This is a genomic window from Streptosporangium sp. NPDC000396, assembly GCF_042898655.1.
Classification (GTDB): Bacteria; Actinomycetota; Actinomycetes; order Streptosporangiales; family Streptosporangiaceae; genus Streptosporangium.
Map to the genome: position 1 here is coordinate 296663 of NZ_JBIAZA010000009.1, position 26512 is coordinate 323174.

Here is a 26512-nt window from a genome sequence, read left to right on the forward strand (position 1 = left end):
AAGGGAGTCATCCATGAGGGCCGGCACGGTGCTGGGCGGCAGATACGAGCTTGTCCGCAAGGCGGGAAAGGGAGGGCAGGCGGAGCTGTGGCAGGCGCGTGACCTGGAGACCGGCGGCCACGTCGCGGCCAAGCTGCTCGGCGTGGGTGCCACGAAGCGGTACCGGCGGGAGATCCGGGCGCTGCGCCTGCTGTCGCCCAGCGAGCGGGTGGCCGCCCTCCACGACACCGCCGACCATGACGGTGACCCCTACCTCATCATGGGGTGGATCGACGGTGACTCACTGCAGGAGGTGCTGCACCACGAACCTCTGCCCCGGCTGGAGCGGGTCCTGCACTGGACCAGGCAGATCTGCGAGGGGCTCGCCCACGCTCACGAGGAGGGCGTCTTCCATCGTGACATCAAGCCGGCCAACATCATGGTCTCCCCCGGGGGAGACGTGACGCTCGTCGACTTCGGCATCGCCCGGTTCACGGACTCGACGTTCACCGTCCTGTCCGAGGATCGCCGTCCCACCGGCTCCTACGCCTATCTGGCCCCCGAGAGGTGGCACGAGCACCCGGGCGACCATCTGAGCGACCTGTACGCGCTCGGATGCGTTCTCCACCAGATGCTCACCGGGCAGCCGCCGTTCGGGTTCGCGGGGCCCTACACGGACTGGACGCACCTTCGGGACAAGCATCTTCACACGCCTCCCGTCCCACCGGCGCAAAGCCGCCCCGGCATTCCCGACGTGCTGAACCGGCTCGTCATCCGCCTGCTCGCCAAGTCGCGGGCCGAGCGTCCCGGCCACGCCCGGGAGGTGATCGAGCAGCTCTCCAGGCTCATCCACCCTCCCACGACCCAGGTCGACGACGGCACCCGCGGCTCCGGCGCCCCGGAGGCCGCCGGCCCGTACGTCGACCCGGGCTTCATCGAGCGGCTGCGCACCGCCGACGCGCGAATCCAGCAACTGACCGTCTCCCCCGGCCCGGACGCCCCCCTCACTCTGGAGGTCCAGGTGGAGCGGGCCGAGCTCATCGGGCTGTCGGGCGACGTGACGGGGGCCATCCGCGAGTACGACAGGCTCGCGGAGCTCTACACCCGCGTCCACGGCCCCCATCACCCGCTGACCCTGGCCATCCACAGCGCGGGGATCCGCTGGACGTTCGCCAAGAGGCCGTAGGAACCGGCTCGCGCCCCCGGCGTGACCGGGGGCGCGAGCCGTGTCCTCAGCCGATCGTCCCGATCACCTTGTCGGCGTCACGGGTGAGCACCTGGCGCACGTCGGCCCGCGGCACCAGCCCCTGGTCGGCCACCAGTTTCTTGAAGGCCGCCAGGTGACGCAGGGCCTTGGCGTCCTTGCCCGCCGCCTCCGCCTTGCGGGCGCCGGTCAGCTCCCTGGTCAGGGTGTCGTGCGCGGCCTGGGACAGCCAGGCTGCGGCGCGGAATCTGTCGATGAGGTTCTGCATGTCCCGCATCGAGGTCGTGACGGCGAACCGGACGTTCGTCGTCATCGTGTTGCCCGCGTTGTCGCCGGCCGTGACCGTTACCGCGTGGGCGGCCAGGGTCTGGGCGAACAGCGGCAGCACCGAGTCGGGCACGAGCGAGACACCGTCGAGCGTGCCCGAGGTGCCCTTCACACCCGAGGTGCCGTCCACGGCCTGCCAGGTGACGCGCAGGTCCTGAGCGTCGCCGTACACCTCTCCGTCGGAGACGCCGGAGACCATCAGGGTCGGGCGGGTGCCGTCGATCTTCAGGACGGCGGCCTTCTCCGGTTCGGTCGTGCCCGCGACGTCGAGGGCCCGGTAGCGCACCTCGTGGGTGCCGTCCCCGCCGACCACCACGGGCTCGCCCGTGTAGGCCTTCCACTCTCCCTGGTCGAGGGAGTATTCGATGCGGGCGACGCCCGAGGCCGTGTCCTTCGCCGACAGGAGCACCGGCACGTCGCCGTTGTTCCAGCCCGCGTCGTTGGGCGCGGCGAACGACGCGGTCGTCTGCGGCACCGTGGTGTCGATCTTCAGGGTGAGCGGGCGCGCCTCCTCCACGTTGCCCGCCCCGTCGCGGGAGCGGTACTCAAGCCCTCGCGTCCCGTCGCCGCTGACCAGGATCGCCTCGGTGTAGGGGGTCCAGGCGCCGCCGTCGAGGCGCCATTCGGTGGCGGCCACGTCGGAGGCGTCATCGACGGCGGTCAGCGTGACCTCGACCGGGCCGGAGGTGTACCAGCCGTCCTTGCCGTTCGGCCGGCCCGCCTTGGCCGTGGTCACCGGCGGCGTCTTGTCCGCGCCGGCGACCGGCGTGAACCTGAACTTCTGGTTGTCGGCGTTGACGCAGTTCCACTGGATCACCGCGGCGCCGTCGGCCTGGGAGACGCCGCTCACGTCGACGCACAGGCCGCTCGCCGCCGACGTGACCTTGTAGGCCTCACCGGTCGCGACGGCGGAGAACCGCTGGTTGACCAGGTCGGGCGCCGAGGCGGTGTGGCAGGTCCACTGCACGAGCTGGGTGCCCGGACTGGTCGAGCCGCCCGGCACGTCCAGGCATTTGCCGCTCTTGAGGTTCTTGAACTGGTAACCGCCGCCCGTGAGCGGGACGGCCTCCCACTTCTGCTCCGCGCCCTGTGTCGCGCCCATCTGCACCATCAGGGCGTCGTCGGCCGTCGAGGCGTCCTTCGGGGTGACGTTCTTGCCGCTGTGCTGGGCGGTGACCGTGTAGGTGCCCGCCTTGAGACCGCCCTGGTCCTCTCCGGCGAACTGGACGGCGTCCAGGTCGAAGGCGTTGTCCTGGCTGTTCTTGAACACGACGTAGAGCGTCCTGGTCCGGACGTCGGACTTCACCGGAACCGACGCGGTCATCTGGTAGTTGTTCCAGCCTCCCGTGTTGGGAACGGGGGTGGTGGCCAGCAGCGTGCCGGTGGGCGAGTCGGCGTGCAGCTCGACCGAGCCTCCGCCGTACGGGCTGGACAGGCGGTAGCTGACGGCGGTGGCTCCGGTGAGGTCCATCGGGGTGAAGGCGATCCAGTCGTTGTTGCTGACGTCGCCGATGCGCTTGCCGCTCTCCGCGCCGGGCTCGTCGATGATCCGGACGCCCGACATCGCCGTGAAGTACTCGGCCTGCTTCCGCCTGGGCTGCAGGATCGCCTTGGCGTACCCGGTGAGCGGGTTGGGACCCTTGTCGGTGTAGTGCGCGTTGATGACGTAGTAGAGGTTGGCGCCGGCGGGGTGGCCGCCGATGTCGCTCGTCGGGATCGTGCCCTCGCAGCCGGGGATCTCGACGGTCTCGTGCTCGTGGTCGTCGTGCCCGAGCGCCGGGGTCACGAACACCTTCGAGCAGTCGATCGTGCCGTCCTCGGGGTCGGTGACCTTGACCTTGTACGGCACGTTCTGGCCGAACTCGATCAGGCTTCCGTTCAGCGGCGTCTCGATGGTGATCGTGGGGGCGGTGTTGCCCGCGGTCACCAGCACGTTGGCGAAGCCCTCCCTGCCCGTGGTGTCCCTCACCCTGAGCTGGGCGGTGAACCGCCCCTGGGCGGGGTACACGTGCGAGACCTTGGCCTCGGTGGAGTCGAAGGTGCCGTCCCCGTCGAAGTCCCAGGCGAAGTCGATCGGGTCGCCGTCGGGGTCGTAGCTGCCGGCGCTGTCGAAGGCGACGGTGAGGGGCGCGGGCCCGTCGGCGCGGGAGGCGGTGATCTTGGCGACCGGCGCCCGGGCGCCCGCGGAGTAGTCGATGCGGTACAGGCCCGAGTCGTTGTTGCCGCCGCCGAACGAGCTGCCCCACTCCAGCAGGTACAGCGAGCCGTCGCGGCCGAACGTCAGGTCCATCGGCTTGGCGAACTGCTGGTTCGGCAGGAAGCTGTTGATCTTCAGAACCTTGTCGTCGCCGTCGAGGTGGATCTCCTTGATGTAGTGGCGCGACCATTCGTAGAAGAAGTTCACCCCGTCGAAGTAGGCGGGGAACTTCGTCGGGGAGGCGCTGTCCGCGTCGTGGCGGTAGACCGGGCCGCTCATCGGGGCCGAGCCGCCGGAGCCGAGCTCGGGGAAGACCGGCGAGGTGCCGTAGCCGTACCACATGACGGGCAGCTGGATCGGCGGCAGCTCGGTCAGCCCGGTGTTGTTGGGCGAGTCGTTGACCGGGTGGGCGCAGTCGAACTTGGGCCCGACCACCTTGGTGTCGGGGTTGTAGGGCGCGTAGGGCTGGTTGTCACCGTGGCAGAACGGCCAGCCGAAGTTGCCGGCCTGCTTGATGACGTTGTACTCCACGAGCCCTTCGGGACCCCGGTTGGTCGTCGGGCCGCCGCGGTCGGGGCCGTAGTCGGCCACGTGCACGTACCCGGTCTTGGAGTCCACGGTGAACCTGAACGGGTTGCGGAAGCCCATGGCGTAGATCTCGGGCCTGGTCTTGGCGGTGCCGGACGGGAACAGGTTGCCCTGGGGGATGTCGTAGCCGCCGTCGGCCTTCGGCTTGATCCGCAGGATCTTGCCGCGCAGGTCGTTGGTGTTGCCCGAGGTGCGGGCGGCGTCGAGCATCTGCTGGCCCGGCCGCCAGTCGAGCGGCGCGTACCCCTGCCAGTCGGGTGAGAGGTTCGGCGGGGTGTCGTCTCCGGTGCTCAGATACAGGGTGCCGTCAGGACCGAACTCCACCGCGCCGCCGGTGTGGCCCGGCTCGGGGTAGGTCCTGGCCCGGTAGGCGGGCACCTCCAGGATCTTCTTCTCGCTGGCCGGGTCGATGGTGTCGCCGCTCACCGTGAACCGGGAGAGCCGGTTGACGTCCTCCGCACTGCTCTCGGGCGACCAGTAGACGTAGATCCAGTGGTTCTCGGCGAACTTCGGGTCGAGCTCCATGCCGACCAGGCCGTCCTCACCGCCGGTGTAGACGTTGAGGGTGGCCGCGGTGACCGTGCTGTGGGTGTCGGGCTTGTAGATCTTGATTTCGCCCTTGCGCTGGATGTAGAAGACCCGGCCGTCGGCGGCCACGTCCAGCTCCATCGGGTCGGCGGTGTTGTCGTCGAGCGTGATCTTCTCGAAGCTGCTGTTCACCGTGCCGCCGCAGTCGCCCGGCTCCTCACCGGCGGCCCACTCGATGCCGCCGAGCACGTGCTCGCGGAAGAGCGGCTCGCTGTAGGCAGGGGTGTCGTGGCCCATGGCCGTCGCCCAGATCTTGCCGCCCTCGGCGTTGCGGCACCAGGAGATCGGGTGGTCGGCTCCCATGGCCGAGGACCCGGGATCGTAGGTGGTCTCGTCCGCCGTAACCAGGACGTGCACGTTGCCGCGGGGGTTGGGCGAGAAGTTGTACCACTCCTCGGCCCGCTGCCACCGGTACGGAAGGCCCCTGGTGGAGGGGTGGACGCGGTCGGCGACCTTGGCCGTCCCCTGCAGCACGCCCGGCGAGTGGGCGGGCATGTGGGCGCCGCCGTTGATCAGGTCGTCCCACCAGGGGAAGTCGCTCTCGATCCCCATGTCGAGGGTGTTGTGGATGCCCACGACGCCCTTGCCGGAGCGGACGTATTTCTGCAGGGCCTGGCGCTGGCCGTCGTTCTCCCAGACCATGCCGGAGTTCTGCAGCATGATCAGAACGTCGAAAGTGGCCAGGTTGGCGTCGTTGAACGCGGCGGAGTCGGCGGTCTGGACGACCTCGAACTCGTTGGCGGCGGCCAGATCCTTGATCATCTGGATGCCGGCCGGGATCGAGCCGTGGACGTACCCCACGGCCTTGGTGAACAGCAGTGCGCGGAAGGTGTGGTGGCGCGCGGCGGCGCGAGCCGTACCTGTTCCCATCGATAACAGCAGGATCGGAAGGATGAGGGCAGCAAGAAATCGACGCATGTCGAATCTCCGGGGGTGACTAGGACGGGAGATCAGAGCGTTCTGAGGAAGGCCAGTCCGTCGACGGCGAGGGAATCCTGACTCGAGGCGAGCGGCCGCCAGATGGAGGCCGCGGTGGCGATCGTCTGGTTGTGGGCGGTGAAGGACTCGATGACGAGGGGCCCCACGTAGCCCGCCGCACGCAGGGCGCCGGTGAAGGCGGGCCAGTCGAAGCGGTCGGCGCCCGGCGTGCCCCGGTCGGTCCCGCACACCTGCACGTGCGCGATCCGGCCCGCCGCGGCCCGTACGGCCCGCGCCGGGTCCTTCTCCTCGATGTTCATGTGATAGGTGTCGAGCGCCAGGTCACAGCCGTCGGGCAGCGCCTCGAGCGCCTGCTCGACCGTGTTGAGGAGACTGGTCTCGTAGCGGTTGAGCGGCTCGACCGCGATCCTCACGCCGCGCTCGCCCGCGTAGTCGGCGAGAGGCCGCAGGTTCTCCCGCAGCTCGGCGTAGACCGCCCGGCGCTCGCCGGGCGACATCCGCCAGGTCCTGCCGACCGAGGCGTAGGCGGGCCCGCCGATCACCGGCGAGCCCACGGCCACCGCCACGTCGACGCAGTGCCGCAGGTAGTCCTGCGTCTCCTTGACCACCTCGGCCGGGGCCGCCACGAGTTCCCGCCCCGGCGGCATGACCAGCACCACCGACGCTTTCAGCCCGTGCTCGGCCAGCAGCGCCGCGGCCTTGCCCCGATCCCAGTCGCCGGGACGCTCGACCGGCAGCTCGATGACGTCGAACCCCCAGGCGGCGACCCGGGGCGCGAGGTGTGCGAGGTCGCCGTCCGTCAGCGGCGAGACCCACACCCAGGTGTTCACTCCGGCAGGGAACATCGTTCAGCCCTTCCTGCCGCCCCAGCTCTCGGGGAATCCGGGCATGTCCTCGCAGCCGCACAGGGCGTAGTGCAGCGGCGGCATGTTCGGCCGGAGATAGGTGGCCAGGTTCTCTGAGGTGATCTTGGGCTGGGGCAGGTTCCAGACCTTGGGCACCTCCTCTCCCTTGAGGATCCTCAGGGCGGCGATGACGGGGGTGCGCCACTGGTAGGTGGGGTAGGTGGGGGCGACGGCGGTGAGGCCGCCGTCCTTCCACTTCTGCAGGAAGTCCTGCTGGTCCTCGCCGTTGATCGGCGGCACCGGCTGTCCCGCGTCCTCGAAGGCCTCGATCGCGGCCACCGCGGTCGCGCCCGCGTCCATCCAGACGCCGTCGATCTTGCCGTGGCGCTGGATGTAGTCGCTGACGATGCTCTTGGTCTTGGCCGCGTCGCCGTCGGTGAACTCGACCCCGACGACCTTGAGGTCACTCTTGTCGAAGGCCATCTTCGCCGCCGACCAGCGGGTCTCCAGCACGTCCACGCCCGGCAGGATGCGCAGCGCGAGGATCTTGCCTCCGGCCGGCACCTTGTCGATCAGGAACTCCGCCGCGTCGGCGCCGAACGCGTAGCCGCCGATCGGCTTGATGAACGTCACCGGGCAGTCGGTCTCCACGCCCCGGTCGAAGACGATGACCGGGACCTTGCCGCAGGCCCCCTTCACGGCGGGGGTGAGCGTCGCCGTCGTGTTCGGCGAGATGATCAGCGCGTCGCAGCCCTTGGCCTGCAGCTCGGCGATGTCGGAGATCTGCTTGTCGTCCTTGCCCTCGGCGTCGAGCGCGGTGAGCTTGGCGATCTCCTTGTGCAGCGCCACCTCGGCCTGCATGGTCCTCCAGCCGACCTGCCGCCACGGGTTGTTGACCGCGGCGTTGGAGAAGCAGACGTTGTAGGGCCCGCCCTTCCTGTACTTGGCGGTGGAGGTCATCTGCGGCGCGATGGCCTGCTCCCACGGCTTGCCCGAGGGGCCGACCGGGGTCTGCGAGCGCATGGCGAGCTGGGCCTCGTAGTCGGCCTGGACGAAGAACGTGGACTGCTCTCCCGTGCCTGCCGAGGGGGCCTGCGACGCCGCGGTGGCGCCGGACGCCGGAGGCCCGCTCGCCGACGTGACCGGTTTGTCGCTGGTACAGCTCGCGGTGAACGCCGCGAGTCCTGCCGCGAGGAGAAGGACTGCAGCGGGCCGAGGACGCAACATGGACGTTTCCTTCGTTTCTCGGGGGGTGTTCAGGTGCTTGACGTGAGGCTCTTGAAACCGAAGGGCAGCCGTACGGCTCCCGCCGCCACCGCGGCGATGATGATGACCCCCTGCACGGTGAACTCCAGCGCCCCCGAGATCCCGTACAGGTTGAGCAGGGTGAACAGCGCCTCCAGCGTGAGCGCCCCGGCCATGGCGGCCACGACCGAGCCGCGTCCGCCGCCGAGCGCCACGCCGCCGAGGACAACCGCCGTGATGGCCTGGAACTCCAGACCCTGGCCGACCTGCGCGGAGACGCCCGCGAAACCGCCGAGCAGGATCGCGGCGACCGCGGTGGCCAGGCCGGACAGCACGAAGGCGAGGATCCTGACCCGGTTGACCCGCACGCCGGACAGGGCCGCCGCGCGCTCGTTGTCCCCGGTGGCGAGGAGCGTCCGGCCGAAGTCGGCACGCATCAGCAGGACGGCCGCCGAGCCCACGGCGAGGAGGATGAGCACCGACCAGGGAATCGGCCCGAGGCTCTCCCTGCCGAAGGCCCGGAATCCCGGCGAGAGCGCTCCGCGCGGCGCGCCGCCCGTCCACAGGAAGACCGCACCGGACAGCACGAGCATCATGCCGAGCGTGGTGATGAAGGACGGCACCCCCAGCCGGGTCGTCACCACCCCGTTGACCAGGCCCACGAGCAGGCCGAGCACGATCAGCAGGGCGAGGACGGGCCAGGTGGCCGGCTCGTCGCCGTCGATCAGGCGGGCGGCGACGACCACCTCGACGGTCACCAGCGAACCGGCCGACAGGTCGAACTCGCCGGAGACGATCACGAAGTACTGGCCCGCCGCCAGGATCACCAGCGGCGCGGCACGCTTGACGAAGGCGAGAAACCCGGCGGGTTCCAGGAAGAACGGGTTCATGATCGCGATGGCGGCCAGCAGCACGGCCAGCACCCCGAAGATCGGCAGCGCGCGTCTCATGCCCGCCTCCCCTGCCCTCGCCTGGCGTAGATCGCCACGGCGGTCACGATGACCACGCCTCGCACGACGTCTTTGAAGAAGGAGTTGACCTCAAGCTGGTTGAAGACGCTGTCCAGGGTGGCCAGCAGCAGCACGCCGCCGACCGTGCCGGCGACCCCGCCCCTGCCGCCCGCCAGCGCGGTGCCGCCGAGAACGACCGCGGCGATCGACTCCAGGTCGTAGCCGCCGTCGGTGCCGACCGTCGGGGCGCCCGCACCGAGCCTGCCGGCCAGCAGCAGGCCGGCGATCCCGGCGCAGAGCGAGCAGAGCACGTGCGTGGCGATCAGGACGCGGCCGGTCCTGACCCCGGACAGGCGAGCGACCTCCTCGTCGCCGCCGACCGCGTAGATCCGGTAGCCGAGCCTGGTCCGCCGCAGCAGGAACCAGGCGGCGGCCGCGACCGCCGCCCAGAGCATCGCCGAAACCGGAAGCGGGCCGAGCCGGTCGTAGCCGAGGTGCTGGAACGACTCGGGCACCTTGCCCGCCGGGCCGTCGTAGAGGTGGTCCAGGACTCCCTTGATGATGAGCGCGACGCCGAGGGTGGCGATGAACGCGTGCACGCGCAGCTTCGTGATCACGATCCCGTTGACCAGCCCCACCGCGGCGCTGATCCCCGCGACCGCGGCGACGGCGAGCGGGATGTTCCCGTCCTGCCCGGCCATGGTCTCGGCCGCGACCAGCGAGGCGAGACTGATCAGGTAGGCCACCGACAGGTCGAGGGAGCCCGCCAGGATGGCCAGCGTCTGCCCCACCGCCACGATCCCCAGCGCGGCCGAGCGCTGCTGCACGCCGACCAGGTTCTCCAGCGTCAGGAACTGGCCGCCGTTCGCCGCGACCAGCACCCAGCCGGCCAGGATCACCCCGGCCAGTGCCAGGAACACGACCCTCGCCGGGCTCAGGCTGCGGCCTCGTGAGAAGGCCACGGCACGCGAGGGCGCGGCCTCGATCCGTTTGCTCTCGATCACGGTGTCACCTCGCCTGCGGCCAGGCGCATGATGGCCTCCTCTGAGGCGGCTGCGGGAAGGGTGCCGGTGATGCGTCCGTCGCGGAGCACGACGACGCGGTCGCTCATGCCGATCAGTTCGGGAAGCTCGGAGGAGATCATCATGATGGCCATGCCGTCGCCGGCGAGCTCGCGCATCAGGTCATGGATCGCGGCCTTGGCGCCGACGTCGACGCCTCGGGTGGGCTCGTCGAACAGCAGCACGGCGGGGGCGACGGTCAGCCACTTGGCGAGGACGACCTTCTGCTGGTTGCCCCCGGACAGGTAGCGGACCTCCTGCTCCTGGCGCGGCGGCGTGAGCCGTACCCGTTCGAGCAGCTCGCGCAGCCCGTTCCGGCCTCGGCGACCGGCCGCGCGGGCGACCAGCAGCGCGTTGTCGCGGACCGACTGGCGCAGGGCCAGGCCTTCGGCCTTGCGGTCCTCGGTGACCAGCCCGATCCCCGCCGCCACGCCCTCGCGGACCGAGCGCGGGCGGCACGGCGTCATCTCTCCCCTGGTGAACGGCTCCGCGCCGAACAGCGCCTTGGCCAGCTCGGAGCGGCCCGAGCCCTGCAGCCCCGCGATGCCCACGATCTCCCCCGCGCGCAGCTCCAGGTCGATGTCGTGCAGCCTGTCGTTGCCGCCGCCGGTCACGCGGAGCCGTACCTCTCCGGCAGAGGTGGCGCGCGGCGGGAAGTAGGCGCCCAGGTCGCGGCCGACCATCAGCCTGACCAGCTCGTCGGAGGAGACCTCGGCGGCCGACACGGTGGCGACGCGCCGGCCGTCCTTGAGGACGGTCACCTGGTCCGCCAGGTCGAACACCTCACGCAGCCGGTGGGAGATGTAGAGCACCGCGATGCCCCGCTCCTGAAGCCGCCGGACGAGCCGGTAGAGCAGTTCGACCTCGTGCTCGGCGAGCGCGGCCGTCGGCTCGTCCATGACCACGATCCTGGCGTCGAGCGAGAGCGCCTTGACGATCTCGACGACCTGCTGCTGGGCGACCGACAGCCGCCTGACCGGGTCCCGGGGGCCGAAGGAGTCCTCGCCCAGCTCCGCGAGGAGCCGCCGGGTGGCGGTGTCCATGGCGGCCCTGTCGACCAGGCCCCTGCGGGTGGGTTCGCGGCCGAGGAAGACGTTCTCGGCCACGCTGCGCTCGGGGAGCAGGTTGAATTCCTGATGGATGATCGCGACTCCGGCTCGCTGCGCCTGGAGCGGGTGGCTGAACGACACCTGCCGCCCGTCGATCTCGATCGTGCCCTCGTCCGGCGCGTGCACCCCGGCGAGGATCTTCATGAGCGTGGACTTGCCCGCGCCGTTCTCCCCCATGACCGCGTGGACCTCGCCCGCCGCCACCGCGAGGTCCACCCCCGACAGGACCCGCACGCCGAGGAAGCTCTTGCCGATGCCCGTCATGCTCAGCACTCGGCCCACTCCCCTGTCCGCGCGGAGGTGAGGACGGCCGCGCAGATCCGCGCGGCGCGGGCGCCGTCCTCGAACGTCGGCAGCCCGTCGCGGTGCTCGCCGCGCAGCGCCGCGTAGCTGTCGGCGACGAAGGCGTCGAAGCAGTCGTGGTAGCCCTGCGCGTGCCCGGCGGGCAGCGGCGAGTACGGCAGCGCGGCCGGGGACAGGGTCGACGGGTCGCGCACGAGCACCCGCGAACCGTCGCGCCGGCCGACCCACAGCAGCTCGGGCTGCTCCTGGTCGAAGGCCAGGCTCTCCTCCGTGCCGGACACCTCCAGGAAGAGGCGGTTCTTCCTGCCGGGCGACACCTGGCTCGTCGTGACGGACCCCAGCGCGCCTCCGCCGGTACGGAACTGGACGGTGACCATGTCCTCGGTCAGCACCGGCGCGTTGCCCACCCGCGCCCGCTGGACGACGGCGGTCTGCGCCGACACCTCGGTGATGCGATCTCCCGTGACGAACTCCGCCAGGTCGCACCAGTGGGAGCCGATGTCGGCGAACGTACGGCTGGGACCGCCGACCTCGGGGTCGACCCGCCAGTTGTCGTCCTCGGGACGCAGCAGCCAGTCCTGCAGGTAACTGCCCTGGAGCAGGGTGACCCGGCCCACGTCTCCGCGCGCGATCCGCTGCCTGGCCTCGCGCACCATCGCGTGGAAGCGGTACACGAACGGCACCGTGGCGACCAGTCCCGTCTCGGCCGCGCGGGCCGCCATCATGGCGGCGGTCTCCGCGTCGGTGGCGAGGGGCTTCTCGCAGACCACCGCCACCCCGGCCGCCAGCGCCTTGAGCGTGAGCGGAGCGTGCAGGTGGTTGGGGGTACAGATGTGCACCACGTCGATCTCGCCGGACTCGATGAGCGCGTCAGCGGAGGGGAAGGTCCGCCCGAAGCCCTGGTTCCGGGCCCTGTCGGCTCTCGACCCGGCAACGCCGACGATGTTCGCCCCGGCGAGACGGGCGGACCTGGCGTGCACACCGCCCATGAAACCGGTCCCGATGATGCCCACCCTGGGTCTATCGGGTGATTTCCGGCTTATGTTCTCCATGTTTCGGGATCGTAGATCTGGATTATGGCGACGGTCAAGCAAAAGTTAAGCAGTTGAAAACATAATGGGGCCCGCTCTTCGCCGGAAGCTCGTCGGCGTCGCAGTCCCGGACGGCAGGCGCGACCCGCCTTCCGCCTTCACCCCGGGACCGGGATCATGCCCGCGCCGGGCCCCGATATCACCTGTTCCCGACTCCCGGCTGTCAGCTCGGCGCCGCGATTCCAGTCGGACACCGCGATTCCAGGCGATTCCGGCTGATGGCCCGCCGAGATCGACGATCGCGCGGGACGGGCGACGCCGTCACGGCGGCCCGTCAGGCGCGTCCCGGGGACTCATGGGACATCCAAACCGAGCACGTCGAGTTCGGTCGACTGTCGGCATATTTACCCTTGACCATCGACAAAATAGATGCTTAGCATCACGAAACACGCGGTTCATTTGCTGGATACCTGCACGTGTTCGGAGGTCCAATGCCCACGATCGGCGTCTGGCTTGCCGGTGCCAGAGGATCCGTGGCGACCACCGTGGCGGTCGGCGCCGCTGCCCTCAAGGCGGGGATCTCGCCACCCCTGGGCTGTGTCACCGAGGTTCGCGGCTTCCCCGATGTGCTCGTCCCCTTCGCCGACCTGGTCTTCGGCGGCCACGACATCGCCGGGACCTCCCTGCGCAAGCGGGCCGAGCGGCTGAGCGAGGCCGGAGTGATCCCGGCGCCCCTGCCCTCCCTGCTCGCCCAGGACCTCGCCGCCGCCGACGCCGAGATCAGGCCCGGCTACGCACCTGGTGGCGGCGTCCAGGCCGCGGCCGCGGCCCGTCTGATCGGCGACCTCACCGGGTTCCGCGACAGGCACGGGCTGGCCCGTGTCGTCGTGGTCAACGTGTCGTCGACCGAGCCGCCCGTCGTGTGGCGCCCCGAGTTCGAGTGTCTGGCCGATCTTGAGAAGGCGCTCGCGAGCGGGGCGGAGATCCTGCCGCCCAGCTCGCTCTACGCCTACGCCGCCTTCCACGCCGGGTGCGGCTACGTCGAGTTCACCCCGTCCACCGGGCCGGCCCTGCCCGCGCTCGCGGAACTCGCGCTCCGTGCGGGCGTGCCGTACGCGGGGCGGGACGGCAAGACCGGCGAAACCCTGGTCAAGAGCACGCTCGCGCCCATGTTCGCGGGCAGGGCGCTGCGGGTGCGCTCCTGGTCGGGGCTCAACCTGCTCGGCGGAGGGGACGGCGCGACACTCGCCGATCCGGCCGCCAGGACGAGCAAGGAGATTTCCAAGGACCGGGCCGTGACCGGTGTCCTGGGCCAGGGCGTCGAAGGCCGGACCCACATCGACTACGTCCCCGACCTCGGCGAGTGGAAGACCGCCTGGGACCACGTCACGTTCGAGGGTTTCCTGGGCGTGCGAATGGCCTTCCAGTTCACCTGGCAGGGCTGTGACTCCGCGCTCGCCGCGCCCCTCGTGCTCGATCTCGCCAGGCTGGTCGCCAGGGCGCACGAGAAGGGGCGGCGGGGCCCGCTCCCCGAGCTCGGATACTTCTTCAAGGATCCGCTGGCGACGGACGAGCACGGGCTCGCGGCGCAGTACGCCCGGCTGCGCGCCTTCGCCGAGGAACTGTCGAGCGGCCCATCCCCTCGGGGCGGATCAGCCCCGGCCGCGCGCTCAGCCTCGCCGCGGGCATGACCGTCGCGGGCCTGGTCGTCGCGGCCCTCTCGGACGAGCGCCGCGGTCTCGCGCGCGCCGGGCTGCTGGCGGCGCTCCCGGTGGGCCGATGGCTCTCGGCTCGGATGGCGACGTCGTGAACTGGGCCTACTGCACGAACGGCTTCTCCGGTCACCGGCTCCCCGAGGCGCTCGCGATCCTGGCCGACCTCGGCTACACCGGAGCGGCGATCACCCTCGACCACGGCCACCTCGACCCCTACGCCGCGGGAGCCGCCCGCGAGGTGACGCTGATCGCCAGACGGCTCGGGGAGCTCGGCCTCAGCGCGGTCGTCGAGACGGGCGGGCGCTACACCCTTGACCCGTGGCGCAAGCACCACCCGACGCTGCTCGGCGACGACGCCGGGCGCAGGGCCGACTTCCTGACCAGGGCGATGCGGATCGCCGCCGATCTGGGTGCTCCCGTGGTGCATCTGTGGAGCGGCGTCAGGCCCGGCGACGTGCCCGAGGCGGAGGCGTGGGAGCGGCTGGCCCGCTGGTGCGAGCGGCTGGCCGACGAGGGGACCGGGTGGGGGTCACGCTGGGGTTCGAGCCTGAGCCGGGAATGCTCGTCGAGGACCTGGCCGGATACGAGCGGCTGCGCGGCCTGCTCGGCGGCCACCACCGCCTCGGACTCACCCTGGACATCGGGCACTGCCGGTGCCTGGAACCCCACGACGTGCCCGAGTGCGTACGGCTGGCGCTGCCGTACCTCGTCCACGTGCAGATCGAGGACATGCGCCGGGGCGTCCACGAGCACCTGGAGTTCGGCGCGGGTGAGATCGACTTCCCGCCGGTGCTCGCCGCGCTCGGCGGCTACCGGGGCCTCGTCGCGGTCGAGCTCGCCCGGCACGGTCACGCCGCCCCCGAGGTGGCTCGCAGGTCCATCGCCTTCCTGAGGAGGGCATATGAGCAGGTTCCCTGAGGAGGGCACGTGAGCGAGCGTGAGTGGACCGCGCGAGCCGTACGGCAGGTGGAAGACGATCGCGAGTCGGTGTACCGGCTGTTTCCCCAGGCCGAACGGCTGGGCGGCCCGGGGGCGCGGCGCGCGCTGCTGGCGGCGCTGCGGGGCGACCACGCCGTGGTCGGCGCGCTCTACCGGCGCGGCGACACGGGCGAGCGGCTGGCGATCCTCCTCGCGCTGCCCGAGCTGTCCCTCGGGCCCTCCGCCGTGCCGCTGGTCGAGGACGCGCTGCGCACCAACGACGCCAGGCTGGTCGCCGCCGCGCTCGGGCCCTACGGCTCGCGGTGGCTGGGCGACCACGCCTTCCGCCAGGGCGTGCTCAAGTGCGTCTTCATGTCGATCCCGCTCGCGTCCGTGACCGGGCTCGACCGCCGCTTCGACGCCGAACTCGCCAGGATGCTCGCCGACCACGCCGCCGAGCGGCGGGCGGCGGGACGCCCGGTTCCGCAGGACGTGCTGGAAAGGCTCTGATGCGCATCTTCGACCCCCACATCCACATGACGTCACGGACCACCGACGACTACGAGCGCATGCACGCCGCCGGGGTGCGAGCGGTGGTCGAGCCCTCCTTCTGGCTGGGCCAGCCGCGCACCAGCGTCGGCAGCTTTCTGGACTACTTCGACGGGCTCCTCGGCTGGGAACCGTACCGGGCCGCCCAGTACGGCATCCGGCACCACTGCGCGCTCGCGCTCAACCCCAAGGAGGCGAACGACCCCGGATGCGCGGAGGTGCTCGCCGAGCTGCCGCGCTATCTGCTCAAGGACTCCGTGGTCGCGATCGGCGAGATCGGCTACGACTCGATGACCCCCGCCGAGGAGCGGGTCTTCGAGGCGCAGCTCGCCATGGCCGCCGAGAGCGGCCTGCCCGTCCTGGTCCACACGCCGCACCGCGACAAGACCGCGGGCACCCGCCGCACGCTCGACGTCGTCCGGGCCGCGGGGACGGCACCCGAGCGCGTGCTCGTCGACCACCTCAACGAGCTGACCGTCGGCATGGTCGCGGAGTCCGGCTGCTGGATGGGATTTTCGATCTACCCCGACACCAAGATGGATCCGGACCGGATGGTGGCGATCCTCAAGGAGTACGGCACGGCGAGAACGCTGGTGAACTCGGCCGCCGACTGGGGCCGCAGCGATCCGCTGAAAACCCGCGAGGTCGGCGACACGATGCTCGCGGCCGGGTTCACCTCCGCCGACGTGGACGAGGTGCTCTGGCGCAACCCGATCGCCTTCTACGGGCAGAGCGGGCGGCTCGACCTCGGCACGCCGTCGGCCGAGCCGGACTACGCGGGCAACACGATCAGGCGGGGCTGACGATGCGCTTCCGGCTCCCCGGCATGCCCGTCGACGTGGCCGAGGGCATCGCCGCCGAACTCGGCTGGATGCGGCAGGAGCTGACCGCCCTCGGACTCAAGGAGCTGTGATGCCACCCCTGGTCGTGATCAACGTGGTCGGCCTGACCCCGCGGCTGCTGGCCCACATGCCCAACGTGGCGAAGGTGGGCCAGGCGGCGGCGCTGCGGCCCGTCCTCCCCGCCGTCACCTGCTCCATGCAGGCCACCCTGCTGACCGGGACGATGCCCCGCGATCACGGGATCGTCGGCAACGGCTGGTACTTCAGGGACCTCGGCGAGGTGCTCCTGTGGCGCCAGCACAACGCGCTCATCCAGGGCGGCCAGCTCTGGGACGCGGCGCCCGGCCTGCGCACCGCCCACGTGTGCTGGTGGTACGCCATGGGCGCCGCCACCGATCTGCTCGTCACACCGCGGCCGGCCTATCACGCCGACGGCCGCAAGTCGCCCGACTGCTACCGGGTTCGCTGGCGGTGCTCCGGGCCTTCAGGCCGGGGGTGAAGCCGACCAGCCCGCGCAGCGGGGCAACAACAGCCGATTCGCCGCCAGGCGGACCGGCGTCCCCTCGGCTCAGACCGGTCGATTCTGCTGCTCGATGTACTGACGCACGACCGACAACGGTGCACCACCCACGGACCCGGCGAAATAGGAGCCCGACCACAGCTTGCTGGCCCGGTAGTAGTGCGCGGCCAGTTCGGGGAACTCTTGCCGCATCCGCCGGGAGGACACGCCCTTGAGGCTGTTGACCAGCTTAGACAAGGCGATCTTGGGGGGGGAAGTTCACCAGGAGATGGACGTGGTCGTCCTCGCCGTTGAACTCGCGGAGTTCGGTTTCGAAGTCGACGCACACGGATCTCATGATCTCTTCCATACGGGTCAGGTGGGTGCCGGTGAACACCTCGTGCCGGAACTTCGTCACGAAAACCAAGTGTGCGTGGAGCAGGAAAACACAGTGTCTTCCGGTTCTGATATCACTGTATCCGGCCATAGCCCAACTGTAGGATGCGGCCGTGCGGCTTCGTTACTCCTTCCGCCTGGACCCGACCCCCGCCCAGCGCATCGCGCTGGCGCGAGCGTTCGGGTGCGCACGGGTGGTGTTCAACGACGCGCTCGCGCTGCGCCGCCAGGCACACACGGACGGGCTGCCGTTCATCACCGATGGCGACTTGTCCAAGCAGATCATCACCGAGGCCAGACAACGTCCCGATCGGGCGTGGCTGGGCGAGGTGTCGGCGGTGGTGCTCCAGCAGGCTCTCGCGGACGCCGCCATGGCCTACCGTAACTTTTTCGCCAGTCTGTCCGGGAAACGTAAGGGACCGAAGATCTCCGCGCCTCGGTTCCGGTCCCGTAAGGACAGCCGGCAAACGATCCGGTTCACCAAGAACGCCCGGTTCAAGGCCGGGGAGAAACTGACTCTGCCGAAGATCGGTGACATCGCGGTCCGCTGGTCACGCCCCCTGCCGTCCGATCCGTCCAGCGTGACGGTGATCAAAGACGCGGCGGGCCGGTACTTCGCCTCGTTCGTGGTCGAAGTCACCGAACGGCCCTTGCCCCGGGTCGAGGCTGAGACCGGTATCGATCTGGGGTTGGGGCATTTCGCGGTGCTGGCCGATGGCCGGAAGATCGGCTCGCCCCGGTTTCTGCGCCGGGCCGAGAAGAAACTCAAGCGCCTTCAGAAGGTGTTGTCGCGCAAGGAGAAGGGATCCAGCAACCGGGTCAAAGCCCGGGTGAGGGTGGCCCTTCAGCATGCGAAGGTCGCCGATGCGCGCCGGGAGTTCCACCATCAGACCTCCATGCGGATAGTTCGCGAGAACCAAGCGATCTATGTGGAGGACTTGGCGGTCAAGGGGCTGGCCCGCACGAGGCTGGCCAAGAGCGTGCATGATGCGGGCTGGTCGGCGTTCGTGGGCATGTTGGAGTACAAGGCGAAACTGTACGGTCGCACCTTCGTGCGGATCGACCGGTTCTATCCCTCCTCCAAGCTCTGCTCGGCGTGCGGGAATCTGGCAGAGGTGATGCCGCTGAACGTCCGGGAGTGGGCGTGCGTCTGTGGGGTGACCCATGACCGGGATGTGAACGCCGCGATCAACATCCTGGCCGCCGGGAGGCGGCAGGTCGCCGCTGGACGGAAACCCGAACCTGAGATGGGCGGGAAGCGGAGACCCAAAACGCCTGTGGAGGCTGGCAAGACCCCACGCCCAGTGCGCAAGCGCCGGGTACGGGGCACGGCCGATGAAGCAGGAAGCCACCGAAGTGCCGCATGACACCATGCGGCACAGGCGGAATCCCCGGGATTCATCCCGGGAAGCGCGTCAAACGATGCCGGTGGTGCCCCTCGATCCGGCCCCGGTACGCGGCAGCCACGGCCGCCTCCCCGACGACCCCGCCGACGGCCCCGTACTCCTCGGCCCCTTCGACCGGACGGCCTACGACGCCACCGAGGTCAAGGGCCTGCTGACGGCGCTGGCCCGGCGACTCGCCGTACACACGCGCGGCACCGGTCGTCGATGAAGATCGACTGCCTCTTCCGGCCACCCGTCAGCCATCGACTGGAAATGATGTCGCCGCGACTCGTCCTCTCCTGAAACAGTCCGGGCATGCGTATGCGCGCCGCGACGACAGGCGACCTGGCAGCCCTGGTGGCCCTGGTGGCGCTGTTCCAAGCGATCAATCTGGCGGAGATCGGACGGGTGGAGACCGGGGAAGCCGATGTGCGGCGGATCCTGACGACACCCGAGGCGGATCCTGACGACGCCCGAGTGGAAACGAGGCATCGACATCAGCTGATCTCATCCAGACGTTTCGGGTCATGTTTCCCTCCGGCTCCCGCGTGATAAGTAATTCATTACTTAGATGAATGGGGAGAGCATGGGCGACAACACCGAATTCGAGCTTCGCGGGGTCAACCATCTCGCGCTGGTGTGCTCCGACATGAAGCGGACGGTCGACTTCTACTCCGGCGTCCTGGGCATGCCCCTGATCAAGACGATCGAGCTGCCGCTGGGCTGGGGCCAGCATTTCTTCTTCGACTGCGGCGGCGGCAACGCGCTGGCGTTCTTCTGGTTCCCCGACGCGCCCGATCCCGTCCCCGGCGTCTCCGCGCCGAAGAACCTGCCCGACCGGGGCGAACTGCTGTCGGCGGTCGGTTCGATGAACCACGTCGCCTTCGACGTCGCGCCGGAGAAGATCGAGGAATATCGCGACAAGCTCATCGCCAAGGGCGTGGACGTCGGGGTGATCCTCAACCACGACGACAGCGAGTTCGGCATCGCGCCCGAGATGCAGGAGGGGGTGTTCGTCCGGTCGATCTACTTCAAGGACCCGGACGGGATCCTGGTGGAGTTCGCCGCCTGGACCCGGGATCTCGGACTGCCCGAGGACGTCCGTCACGAACCCAGAACCGCCGCCGACAGGACCGTGTGATGCCGCGGCTGCGTCAGGTCCCCCGCGCCGAGGTGACCGACCCCCTGACCTTGTTCTTCTACGACCGGTTGTTCGGCCCGGACCGGGACCCGGTGGCCGACCCCGGCACCGCGACCGGTTCCCCCGGCGACTGGTGGACGGTTTTCGCGCTGGATCCGGCCATCTTCAAGCACTGCGTGAAGGGCTTCCAGCTGTATCAGGAGGCCAGGCTCGACCCGGTGCTGCGCGAGCTGGGCCAGTCACGGGCCGGGTGGGCGCGCGGGAGCCAGTTCGTCTTCTCCCAGCACTGCAAGCAGATGCGGGCGATCGGGGTGCCGGACGAGAAGGTCCAGGCGGTCGCGCACTGGCAGGTCAGCCCGCACTTCAACGAGCTGGAGCGCGCCGTCCTCGCCTACACCGACGGCCTGGTGCTCGACGGCGGCCGGGTGCACGACGAGGTCTTCGCGGTCCTGCGGGCACACCTGTCCGATCAGCAGATTCTGGAGCTCACCTACATCACGTGCCTCTATGAGATGCACGCGACGATGTCAAGAGCACTGCGCCTGGAATTCGACGACCGGCCCGAACCTGTCGTCGAAGTGGCGGCGCCCGAAGGCTACGGCACCCGTGACATCGCAGACGACTTCGGCGGAAGAGGCTGACCTACCGTTCGTCGCGTCAACCGATCCACTCGGCGCTCGGTGACCACAATGAAATGGTCGCGTAATTACGCTGCCGGTCAGCTGAAGGGGTCAGCCGACCTCGGCTGCCCCTCTCCACTTCGAGGAGACCGTGTTGACCACTCCCGACAAGGACCGGAGCGATCGCAGCCCGTGGAACTGGTTGTTGATCATACCGATCATCCTGCCTTTGCTGCCCTTCCTTTTTAACTTCGACGAGCCTCGGCTCTTCGGTTTTCCTCGGTTCTACTGGCTCCAGCTCGCCTTCATCGCGGTCGGTGTCATATGCACCACGATCGTTTACCAGATGACGAAGCGGAAGCGGTGACCCGGTGAGCGAGCACCTGACAGAGATCATCGTCTTTTCCGTGCTGTTCCTGATCGTCAGCGGCATGGGCTTCGCGGCTGCGCGCTGGCGGCGACCGCAAACCCTGGCCAGCCTGGACGAGTGGGGGCTGGGCGGCCGGAGCTTCGGTCCGTGGATCACCTGGTTCCTGGTCGGCGGTGACCTTTACACCGCCTACACCTTCGTGGCGGTGCCCGCCCTGCTGTGGGGCGCGGGTGCGATGGGTTTCTTCGCCGTGCCGTACACCGTCGTGATCTATCCGATGGTGTTCCTGGTGCTGATCCGGCTCTGGTCGGTCTCCCACGTGCACGGCTTCGTGACCCCGGCCGACTTCGTGCGGGCCCGGTTCGGCTCGCCCACGCTGGCGCTGCTGGTGGCGATCACCGGCATCGTCGCGACCATGCCCTACATCGCGCTCCAGCTCGTCGGCATCGAAGCGGTGCTGAAGTCGATGGGCGTGAGCGGCCATCTGCCGATCATCATCGCGTTCGCGATCCTGGCCGCCTACACCTACCAGTCGGGCCTGCGCGCCCCGGCGCTGATCGCCTTCATCAAGGACACCCTGATCTACGTCGTGATCCTGGCCGCGGTCATCGTCATCCCCGCCAAGCTGGGCGGCTGGGGTTCGATCTTCGACGCGGCCCAGGCGAAGTTCGCCGCCACCCCCGCACCGGGTGACGGCATCCTGCTCAACGGCAACAACCAGCTCCAGTACATCACGCTGGCCTTCGGCTCGGCGCTGGCGCTGTTCCTCTACCCGCACAGCGTCACCGGCATCCTGGCCTCCAGGAACCGTGATGTGATCAAGCGGAACATGTCCGCGCTCCCGGCCTACAGCCTGCTGCTCGGCCTGATCGCGCTGCTCGGCTACATGGCCATCGCGGCCAAGGTGAAGCCGATCGTGACCGAGGGCAAGCCCGACAACAACACGATCGTGCCGCAGCTGTTCGACCAGATGTTCCCCGACTGGTTCACCGGGTTCGCCTACGCCGCGGTCGGCATCGGCGCGCTGGTCCCCGCCGCGATCATGTCGATCGCCGCGGCGAACCTGTTCACCCGTAACATCTACCGGGAGTACCTGAAGCCGGGTGCCAGCGACGCCGACGAGGCCCGCGTCTCGAAGATCACCTCGCTGCTCGTCAAGGTCGGCGCGGTCCTGTGCATCCTGTTCCTGGACACCGGATTCTCCATCGATCTGCAGCTCATCGGCGGCGTCATCATCCTGCAGACGCTCCCGGCGGTGGCGCTGGGCCTCTACACCCGCTGGTTCCACCGGGGCGGCCTGATCGCCGGCTGGGTCGCCGGAATGACCGCCGGGATGCTGCTGCTCTACAACATCGGCAACCCCGTCACCGGCAAGCTGCACTTCGCCGGGTCGGCGTTCCCCCTGGAGAAGCTGGGCCTGGACACCAAGATGACCATCTACGCCGGCGTCCTCGCCCTGGCCGTCAACCTGGTCGTCTCCGCGCTCGGCACGATCATCGCCCGCGCCGCCAAGCTGGTCGACGGCGCCGACCTCACCCACCCCGACCACTACCTCGCCGACGAGGGCGACCCCCGCATCAAGGACCTCGACTTCACCCACTGACCACATCCCCGTACGGCTCGCGCCCGGTGGCTCACGGAGGCCCGTCGGGCGCGAGCCGTATCCGTCCACGGGAAGAACCGCCTGCGACGCGAACCGCTCCCATGCGTCGGTTATGTCCCAAAAGTAATAGGACGGGTTACCAAAAGTTCGATTGAGCGGTGATGGCACACGCCCGTTGAATGAAAGCGACGAAGGGCGGCACCGCCCGGCTGCCTGACGCCGGAACTCTCAGGAGAACGATGGGCACTGATCCGTTTGCCGACTGGTACGACAGGGCCGGCGTGCGCGGAGGTGCACGTCGGATGCTGCAGGACGAGACCGAGCAGGGAAAGGTCTACTTCCCGGGGAACCTCGTCCCATATCTGGATCACCCGCTCGTCCGCGACCTGGCACCTCGGACGCTGGAAGAGCTACGCGTGCGTCACCTTTACCAGTTCCTGCTGGCCACCACCCACCTGGAGACCCGAGTGGTCAACCGGGGGGCGGAACGCATCGCCAACAACCGGATCGGCATCGACGTGTCCCCGGCGACGCGGCTCGACGCGTTCAAGGTCTACTGCGACGAGGGATACCACTCCCTCTACAGCCTCGACCTCGTGCGGCAGGTCGAGGCGGCCACCGCGATCGCGGCGCCCGACTGGGACTTCGGCGGGTTCGCCGACCGGCTGGACGCCACCGCGGGCCGGCTCCTGCCCGGCGAGCCGGTCCTGGCACAGCTCCTTCAGGTCGTCGTCTTCGAGACCCTGATCACGGGCGTTCTCAACGAACTGCCCAATGACACCACCGTGGTCACCACCGTCCGGGACATCGCCCGCGACCACGCCCGCGACGAGGGACGGCACCACCGGTTCTTCTCCCGCTTCTTCCATGACCTGTGGTCGGCGCTGGACAGCGGGCTGCGCGACCGCGCAGCGCCGGTCCTGCCCGCCCTCATCGAGGACTGCCTGCTGTGGGACGTCCATCCGGTCCGCCGCTCGCTGAGCCTGGCGGGCCTGACCCCGGCCGACGTCGAGACGGTCATCGCCGACGCCTACGGCGGTGCGCGGGACATCCGGCAGAGCGCGAGCGCGACGGTGAGGATGTGCAGGTCGGCCGGTGTGCTGGACGTCCCGGGAGCACGAGAGTCCTTCGCGGATAAGGGGCTGATCTCCGATGACTGACGGACGAGCCGTGGAGGCACAGGACGGGATGTCCTACGGCGGCTACCTCCGGCTGCCGGACCTGCTCGACGCGCAGCAGCCGGTGTCGCCGCTGGACGCACATGACGAACTGCTGTTCATCATCGCCCACCAGGTGCACGAGCTCTGGTTCAAACTGCTGCTCCATGAGCTCACCGCGGCTCGCGACGCGATGCTGGCGGGAGAGGTGCACCGGCCCCGGCTGCTGCTCGCCCGGTGCCGGGTGGCCGAGCAACTCATGGTCAGCCAGATCGACCTCCTCGACACCCTCCATCCGACCGGCTTCCTGGAGTTCCGTTCCGAGCTGGGCACCGCGTCGGGATTCCAGTCGACCCAGTTCCGCGAGATCGAGTTCCTGTCGGGCTGGAAGGACGCGAGGTACGCCGGGGGGATACCCGGACTGGCGGACGCCGACCAGGAGAGGCTGCGATGCCGCCTGGGCGAGCCCTGCCTCTGGGAGGCGTTTCTCACGGTCCTGGCCGGGGCCGGCTTCACCGTCACCGACGAAGGGCGCCGCCGCGACGCGCTTCTCACCATCGCGAAGGGCGCCTCCGCCCACCGCGAGCTGTGGGATCTGGCAGAGAGCCTCATCGACCACGACCAGGCGTGGTCGCTGTGGCGTTCCCGGCACGCCCTCATGGTGGAGCGGCAGATCGGCACCAAGGCGGGCACCGGCGGTGGCGGACTCGGTTACCTGCGAGCGCGGCAGCACCGCCACTTCTATCCCGAGTTGTGGGAAGTACGGAGCCAGTTATGAACGTCACCCCGCGCAGGAGAAATGTCCTCGTCACCGGCGGATCCAGCGGAATCGGCCGGGAGACCGTCCTGCGTTTCGCACGTGGCGGGGACACCGTCTGGTTCACCTACGCCACCGGCGAGCAGCGGGCCAAGGCGATCGTCGACGAACTGGCCGCCGAGGGCGTGGAGGCGTGCGCCTTCCAGTTCGACCAGGGTGACTGGGACAGCCACGAGCAGTTGCTCACCGCCCTGCCCGGCACCGCCGACATCCTGGTCAACAACGCCGCGGTCGGTTCCAAGACCGTCGAGGAGCACGAGCGGGGACCCGCCCACCAGCGGGCCGCGGCGATGTTGCGCATCAACAGCCTGGGCCCGCTCTGGTTGACCCAGCAAATCCTGCCGGGAATGCTGAAGCAGGGCTACGGCAAGGTGATCAACGTCTCCAGCGTCGGGGGCGGGATCGCTCCGTTCCCGTACTTCGACCCCGCCGACGGCATGAGCAAGGCGAGCGTGGTCCACTTCACCCGTCAGCTCGCGGTGGAGCTGGCCCACTCCCCCGTGGAGGTGTTCGGCCTGTGTCCGGGCGCGGTGGAGACCCCCATGCTGGAAGCCAGCGTCCTGAACGGCCTGAACGGCCCGGCGCGTCAGGCCTTCGAGGCCCGGCTGCCCAAAGGACGCATGATCCAGGCACATGAGGTCGCCGAAGTGATCCAATGGCTGTGCGGGAATCAGGCCACGATCTTGCACGGCGCGGTCATCGACGCATCGATGGGACTCGGCCTCGCTCCGGGGCTGTTCGAACCAGAAACGGGGGGTCACTGATGGTATCCCGGCAGGCTGCCAGACTGGTCGCGGGCACACCCGTCATCTCCGAAGCCCATTTCGCCGCCGAAGCCGACCCCTACGACTTCCGGCGCAACCCCGGCGGCTACGTCAACATCGGCACGGCCGAGAACCGGCTGGTGTGGGACCTGGTCGCACCCCGGCTGCGAGCTCCCCGGCCGGTCTCGTCCGCCGACACCCGCTACGCGCCGCTGTTCGGCACACCCGGCCTGCGCGAGGCGGTGGCCGCGTTCCTCGGCCGGACCGGAGGCGTGGCGGTCGACCCGGAAAACGTCATCGTCGTGGGAGGAGCGACGGCGGCACTCGACATCATCGCGTCGGTGCTGTGCGACCCAGGCGAGACGATCGCCGTGCCGGTGCCGTACTACGGGGCGTTCGACACCGACCTCACCGGCCGGTCGCGGGCGACCCTGCTGCCGGTTCGCCCATGTGCCGAAGACGAACTGGCTCCGGGCGCCCCGGAGATAGCGGAGGCCGTGCTCCGCGCCCGCGCCGCCGGCCGTACCGTACGGGCCCTGGCCCTCACCTCACCGCACAACCCCCTCGGCCGGGTCTACCGAGAGGTGGAACTACGCCAGATCGCCGAGGTGTGCGCCCGGCTCGGTCTTGATCTCGTCGCCGACGAGATCTACGCCAACTCCGTCTTCTCCACCACCCGGTTCACAAGCGCCCTCGGTCTCTCCCCCGACGTCATCGATCCTGAGCGCGTCCATGTGATCTGGGGATTCGCCAAGGACTTCGGCGTGCCGGGATTCAAGGTCGGGGTGCTGCACACGCGTCACTCCGCAGTACGCACCGCCGCCAGGGAACTCGCCTACTTCGCCCCGGTCTCCACCGACACGCAGTGGCTCCTGCACGACATGCTCTCCGACGAGGCCTGGGTCGACGCGTTCCTCACCACCAGCCGGTCCAGGCTCGCCTCGTCCTACACCACCGCCGCGGGCATGCTCACCGAAGCCGGTATCGCGTTCGAGACCGCCGAGGCGGGCTTCTCGATCTGGACCGACCTGCGCCCGTGGCTCGACAACGACTCGTTCGCGGCGGAGCGTGCACTGTGGCAACGCCTGTTCCGCACCGGCCGGGTCAACATGTTGCCGGGGAAGGTGTTTCACAGTCACCGTCCCGGCTGGTTCCGTCTCTGTCACACCGTCAGTCCCGACGTCGTGCGCGAGGGCGTCGAGCGCATAAGCAAGGTGCTGACCGCATAATCCCCGAAAAAAAGGGGGGTGTCCCGGTTCCCCGGAACACCCCCCAAAACGCAGGAAAGGCCACCCCGAAGGATGGCCTTTCCCACAATGATTGTCCGGCGGCGACCTACTCTCCCACACCGTCCCCGGTGCAGTACCATC

General features: G+C 69.4%; 22 protein-coding genes and 3 pseudogenes. 17 read left to right on the plus strand and 8 right to left on the minus strand.

Annotated elements, in window-relative coordinates:
- The first annotated feature begins 13 nt into the window (after positions 1–13).
- The gene (locus tag ACFY2X_RS17315; protein WP_389939171.1) at positions 14–1165 is read left to right on the plus strand and encodes a serine/threonine-protein kinase; all 1152 of its coding nucleotides are present in this window, start codon (positions 14–16) and stop codon (positions 1163–1165) included.
- Positions 1166–1211: 46 nt separating this feature from the next.
- Here the strand turns inward: ACFY2X_RS17315 and ACFY2X_RS17320 are convergent, their stop codons facing one another.
- From ACFY2X_RS17320 to ACFY2X_RS17350, 7 genes are read right to left on the minus strand one after another with little or no spacing between them, the layout of a single operon-like run.
- Positions 1212–5801 carry a ThuA domain-containing protein gene (locus ACFY2X_RS17320; protein ID WP_389939173.1) on the minus strand — a complete coding sequence of 1530 codons (4590 nt, stop codon included), beginning with the start codon at positions 5799–5801 and terminating at the stop codon, positions 1212–1214.
- A 32-nt stretch (positions 5802–5833) separates the two neighbouring features.
- Positions 5834–6667 (minus strand): sugar phosphate isomerase/epimerase family protein, encoded by an 834-nt coding sequence (locus ACFY2X_RS17325; RefSeq protein WP_389939175.1) that lies wholly within the window; start codon positions 6665–6667, stop codon positions 5834–5836.
- Between the two features lie 3 nt (positions 6668–6670).
- Complete coding sequence (locus ACFY2X_RS17330; RefSeq protein ID WP_389939177.1) at positions 6671–7894, minus strand: ABC transporter substrate-binding protein; 1224 nt, start codon at positions 7892–7894, stop codon at positions 6671–6673.
- Between the two features lie 29 nt (positions 7895–7923).
- Positions 7924–8862: an ABC transporter permease gene (locus tag ACFY2X_RS17335; protein WP_389939179.1), complete on the minus strand. Its 939-nt coding sequence runs from the start codon at positions 8860–8862 to the stop codon at positions 7924–7926.
- On the minus strand, positions 8859–9866 hold the full coding sequence (locus ACFY2X_RS17340; RefSeq protein ID WP_389939181.1) for an ABC transporter permease: 1008 nt from the start codon (positions 9864–9866) through the stop codon (positions 8859–8861). Before ACFY2X_RS17340 ends, ACFY2X_RS17335 begins: the two co-directional genes overlap by 4 nt.
- Positions 9863–11296, minus strand: coding sequence for a sugar ABC transporter ATP-binding protein (locus ACFY2X_RS17345; protein WP_389939224.1), 1434 nt, complete (start codon positions 11294–11296; stop codon positions 9863–9865). Before ACFY2X_RS17345 ends, ACFY2X_RS17340 begins: the two co-directional genes overlap by 4 nt.
- Positions 11297–11298: 2 nt before the next feature.
- The gene (locus ACFY2X_RS17350; protein WP_389939183.1) at positions 11299–12387 is read right to left on the minus strand and encodes a Gfo/Idh/MocA family protein; all 1089 of its coding nucleotides are present in this window, start codon (positions 12385–12387) and stop codon (positions 11299–11301) included.
- Positions 12388–12857: 470 nt separating this feature from the next.
- Here ACFY2X_RS17350 and ACFY2X_RS17355 point away from each other — a divergent pair, with 470 nt between their 5' ends.
- From ACFY2X_RS17355 to ACFY2X_RS17380, 6 genes and pseudogenes are all read left to right on the plus strand, one after another.
- Positions 12858–14057 (plus strand): inositol-3-phosphate synthase, encoded by a 1200-nt coding sequence (locus ACFY2X_RS17355; RefSeq protein ID WP_389939185.1) that lies wholly within the window; start codon positions 12858–12860, stop codon positions 14055–14057.
- Positions 14054–14176 carry a hypothetical protein gene (locus tag ACFY2X_RS17360; protein WP_389939187.1) on the plus strand — a complete coding sequence of 41 codons (123 nt, stop codon included), beginning with the start codon at positions 14054–14056 and terminating at the stop codon, positions 14174–14176. Before ACFY2X_RS17355 ends, ACFY2X_RS17360 begins: the two co-directional genes overlap by 4 nt.
- Positions 14146–14999 (plus strand): annotated as a pseudogene (locus ACFY2X_RS17365) (sugar phosphate isomerase/epimerase family protein). Before ACFY2X_RS17360 ends, ACFY2X_RS17365 begins: the two are co-directional and overlap by 31 nt.
- A gap of 9 nt (positions 15000–15008) precedes the next feature.
- Positions 15009–15509: an EboA domain-containing protein gene (locus ACFY2X_RS17370; RefSeq protein ID WP_389939188.1), complete on the plus strand. Its 501-nt coding sequence runs from the start codon at positions 15009–15011 to the stop codon at positions 15507–15509.
- Complete coding sequence (locus tag ACFY2X_RS17375) at positions 15509–16351, plus strand: TatD family hydrolase (protein ID WP_389939190.1); 843 nt, start codon at positions 15509–15511, stop codon at positions 16349–16351. The genes ACFY2X_RS17370 and ACFY2X_RS17375 overlap by 1 nt, the downstream gene beginning before the upstream one ends.
- A gap of 109 nt (positions 16352–16460) precedes the next feature.
- Positions 16461–16847, plus strand: a pseudogene (locus tag ACFY2X_RS17380) (alkaline phosphatase family protein); the annotation flags it as partial.
- Positions 16848–16958: 111 nt separating this feature from the next.
- Here the strand turns inward: ACFY2X_RS17380 and tnpA are convergent.
- A pseudogene (tnpA, locus tag ACFY2X_RS17385) lies at positions 16959–17376 on the minus strand (IS200/IS605 family transposase).
- A gap of 22 nt (positions 17377–17398) precedes the next feature.
- Here tnpA and ACFY2X_RS17390 point away from each other — a divergent pair.
- The 10 genes from ACFY2X_RS17390 (at position 17399) to ACFY2X_RS17435 (ending at position 26371) form a co-directional block, all read left to right on the plus strand.
- On the plus strand, positions 17399–18652 hold the full coding sequence (locus ACFY2X_RS17390) for an RNA-guided endonuclease InsQ/TnpB family protein (RefSeq protein ID WP_389939192.1): 1254 nt from the start codon (positions 17399–17401) through the stop codon (positions 18650–18652).
- Between the two features lie 64 nt (positions 18653–18716).
- Complete coding sequence (locus ACFY2X_RS17395; RefSeq protein ID WP_389939194.1) at positions 18717–18899, plus strand: hypothetical protein; 183 nt, start codon at positions 18717–18719, stop codon at positions 18897–18899.
- A 357-nt stretch (positions 18900–19256) separates the two neighbouring features.
- Complete coding sequence (locus tag ACFY2X_RS17400) at positions 19257–19811, plus strand: VOC family protein (protein ID WP_389939196.1); 555 nt, start codon at positions 19257–19259, stop codon at positions 19809–19811.
- A complete protein-coding gene (locus ACFY2X_RS17405) occupies positions 19811–20452 on the plus strand; it encodes a carboxymuconolactone decarboxylase family protein (protein WP_389939198.1) in 642 nt (213 codons plus the stop codon). Before ACFY2X_RS17400 ends, ACFY2X_RS17405 begins: the two co-directional genes overlap by 1 nt.
- 133 nt (positions 20453–20585) lie before the next feature.
- Complete coding sequence (locus ACFY2X_RS17410; protein ID WP_389939200.1) at positions 20586–20798, plus strand: DUF3311 domain-containing protein; 213 nt, start codon at positions 20586–20588, stop codon at positions 20796–20798.
- 4 nt (positions 20799–20802) lie between these two features.
- Positions 20803–22404 (plus strand): monocarboxylate uptake permease MctP, encoded by a 1602-nt coding sequence (mctP, locus tag ACFY2X_RS17415; RefSeq protein ID WP_389939202.1) that lies wholly within the window; start codon positions 20803–20805, stop codon positions 22402–22404.
- 302 nt (positions 22405–22706) lie between these two features.
- Complete coding sequence (locus ACFY2X_RS17420; protein ID WP_389939204.1) at positions 22707–23564, plus strand: diiron oxygenase; 858 nt, start codon at positions 22707–22709, stop codon at positions 23562–23564.
- A complete protein-coding gene (locus tag ACFY2X_RS17425; protein WP_389939206.1) occupies positions 23557–24339 on the plus strand; it encodes a tryptophan 2,3-dioxygenase family protein in 783 nt (260 codons plus the stop codon). Before ACFY2X_RS17420 ends, ACFY2X_RS17425 begins: the two co-directional genes overlap by 8 nt.
- Positions 24336–25142: an SDR family NAD(P)-dependent oxidoreductase gene (locus tag ACFY2X_RS17430; RefSeq protein WP_389939208.1), complete on the plus strand. Its 807-nt coding sequence runs from the start codon at positions 24336–24338 to the stop codon at positions 25140–25142. Before ACFY2X_RS17425 ends, ACFY2X_RS17430 begins: the two co-directional genes overlap by 4 nt.
- Entirely contained in the window at positions 25142–26371 is a 1230-nt protein-coding gene (locus ACFY2X_RS17435) for an aminotransferase class I/II-fold pyridoxal phosphate-dependent enzyme (protein ID WP_389939210.1), read from the plus strand. Before ACFY2X_RS17430 ends, ACFY2X_RS17435 begins: the two co-directional genes overlap by 1 nt.
- The last annotated feature ends 141 nt before the right edge of the window (positions 26372–26512 follow it).

What these genes read in the sequence shown, in the direction of transcription:
- ACFY2X_RS17315 (WP_389939171.1), top strand. Translation starts at nt 14, where the DNA reads ATGAGGGCCGGCACGGTGCTGGGCGGCAGATACGAGCTTGTCCGCAAG.
- ACFY2X_RS17320 (WP_389939173.1), bottom strand. Translation starts at nt 5,801, where the DNA reads ATGCGTCGATTTCTTGCTGCCCTCATCCTTCCGATCCTGCTGTTATCG.
- ACFY2X_RS17325 (WP_389939175.1), bottom strand. Translation starts at nt 6,667, where the DNA reads ATGTTCCCTGCCGGAGTGAACACCTGGGTGTGGGTCTCGCCGCTGACG.
- ACFY2X_RS17330 (WP_389939177.1), bottom strand. Translation starts at nt 7,894, where the DNA reads ATGTTGCGTCCTCGGCCCGCTGCAGTCCTTCTCCTCGCGGCAGGACTC.
- ACFY2X_RS17335 (WP_389939179.1), bottom strand. Translation starts at nt 8,862, where the DNA reads ATGAGACGCGCGCTGCCGATCTTCGGGGTGCTGGCCGTGCTGCTGGCC.
- ACFY2X_RS17345 (WP_389939224.1), bottom strand. Translation starts at nt 11,296, where the DNA reads ATGACGGGCATCGGCAAGAGCTTCCTCGGCGTGCGGGTCCTGTCGGGG.
- ACFY2X_RS17350 (WP_389939183.1), bottom strand. Translation starts at nt 12,387, where the DNA reads ATGGAGAACATAAGCCGGAAATCACCCGATAGACCCAGGGTGGGCATC.
- ACFY2X_RS17355 (WP_389939185.1), top strand. Translation starts at nt 12,858, where the DNA reads ATGCCCACGATCGGCGTCTGGCTTGCCGGTGCCAGAGGATCCGTGGCG.
- ACFY2X_RS17360 (WP_389939187.1), top strand. Translation starts at nt 14,054, where the DNA reads ATGACCGTCGCGGGCCTGGTCGTCGCGGCCCTCTCGGACGAGCGCCGC.
- ACFY2X_RS17375 (WP_389939190.1), top strand. Translation starts at nt 15,509, where the DNA reads ATGCGCATCTTCGACCCCCACATCCACATGACGTCACGGACCACCGAC.
- ACFY2X_RS17400 (WP_389939196.1), top strand. Translation starts at nt 19,257, where the DNA reads ATGGGCGACAACACCGAATTCGAGCTTCGCGGGGTCAACCATCTCGCG.
- ACFY2X_RS17405 (WP_389939198.1), top strand. Translation starts at nt 19,811, where the DNA reads ATGCCGCGGCTGCGTCAGGTCCCCCGCGCCGAGGTGACCGACCCCCTG.
- ACFY2X_RS17420 (WP_389939204.1), top strand. Translation starts at nt 22,707, where the DNA reads ATGCTGCAGGACGAGACCGAGCAGGGAAAGGTCTACTTCCCGGGGAAC.
- ACFY2X_RS17425 (WP_389939206.1), top strand. Translation starts at nt 23,557, where the DNA reads ATGACTGACGGACGAGCCGTGGAGGCACAGGACGGGATGTCCTACGGC.
- ACFY2X_RS17430 (WP_389939208.1), top strand. Translation starts at nt 24,336, where the DNA reads ATGAACGTCACCCCGCGCAGGAGAAATGTCCTCGTCACCGGCGGATCC.
- ACFY2X_RS17435 (WP_389939210.1), top strand. Translation starts at nt 25,142, where the DNA reads ATGGTATCCCGGCAGGCTGCCAGACTGGTCGCGGGCACACCCGTCATC.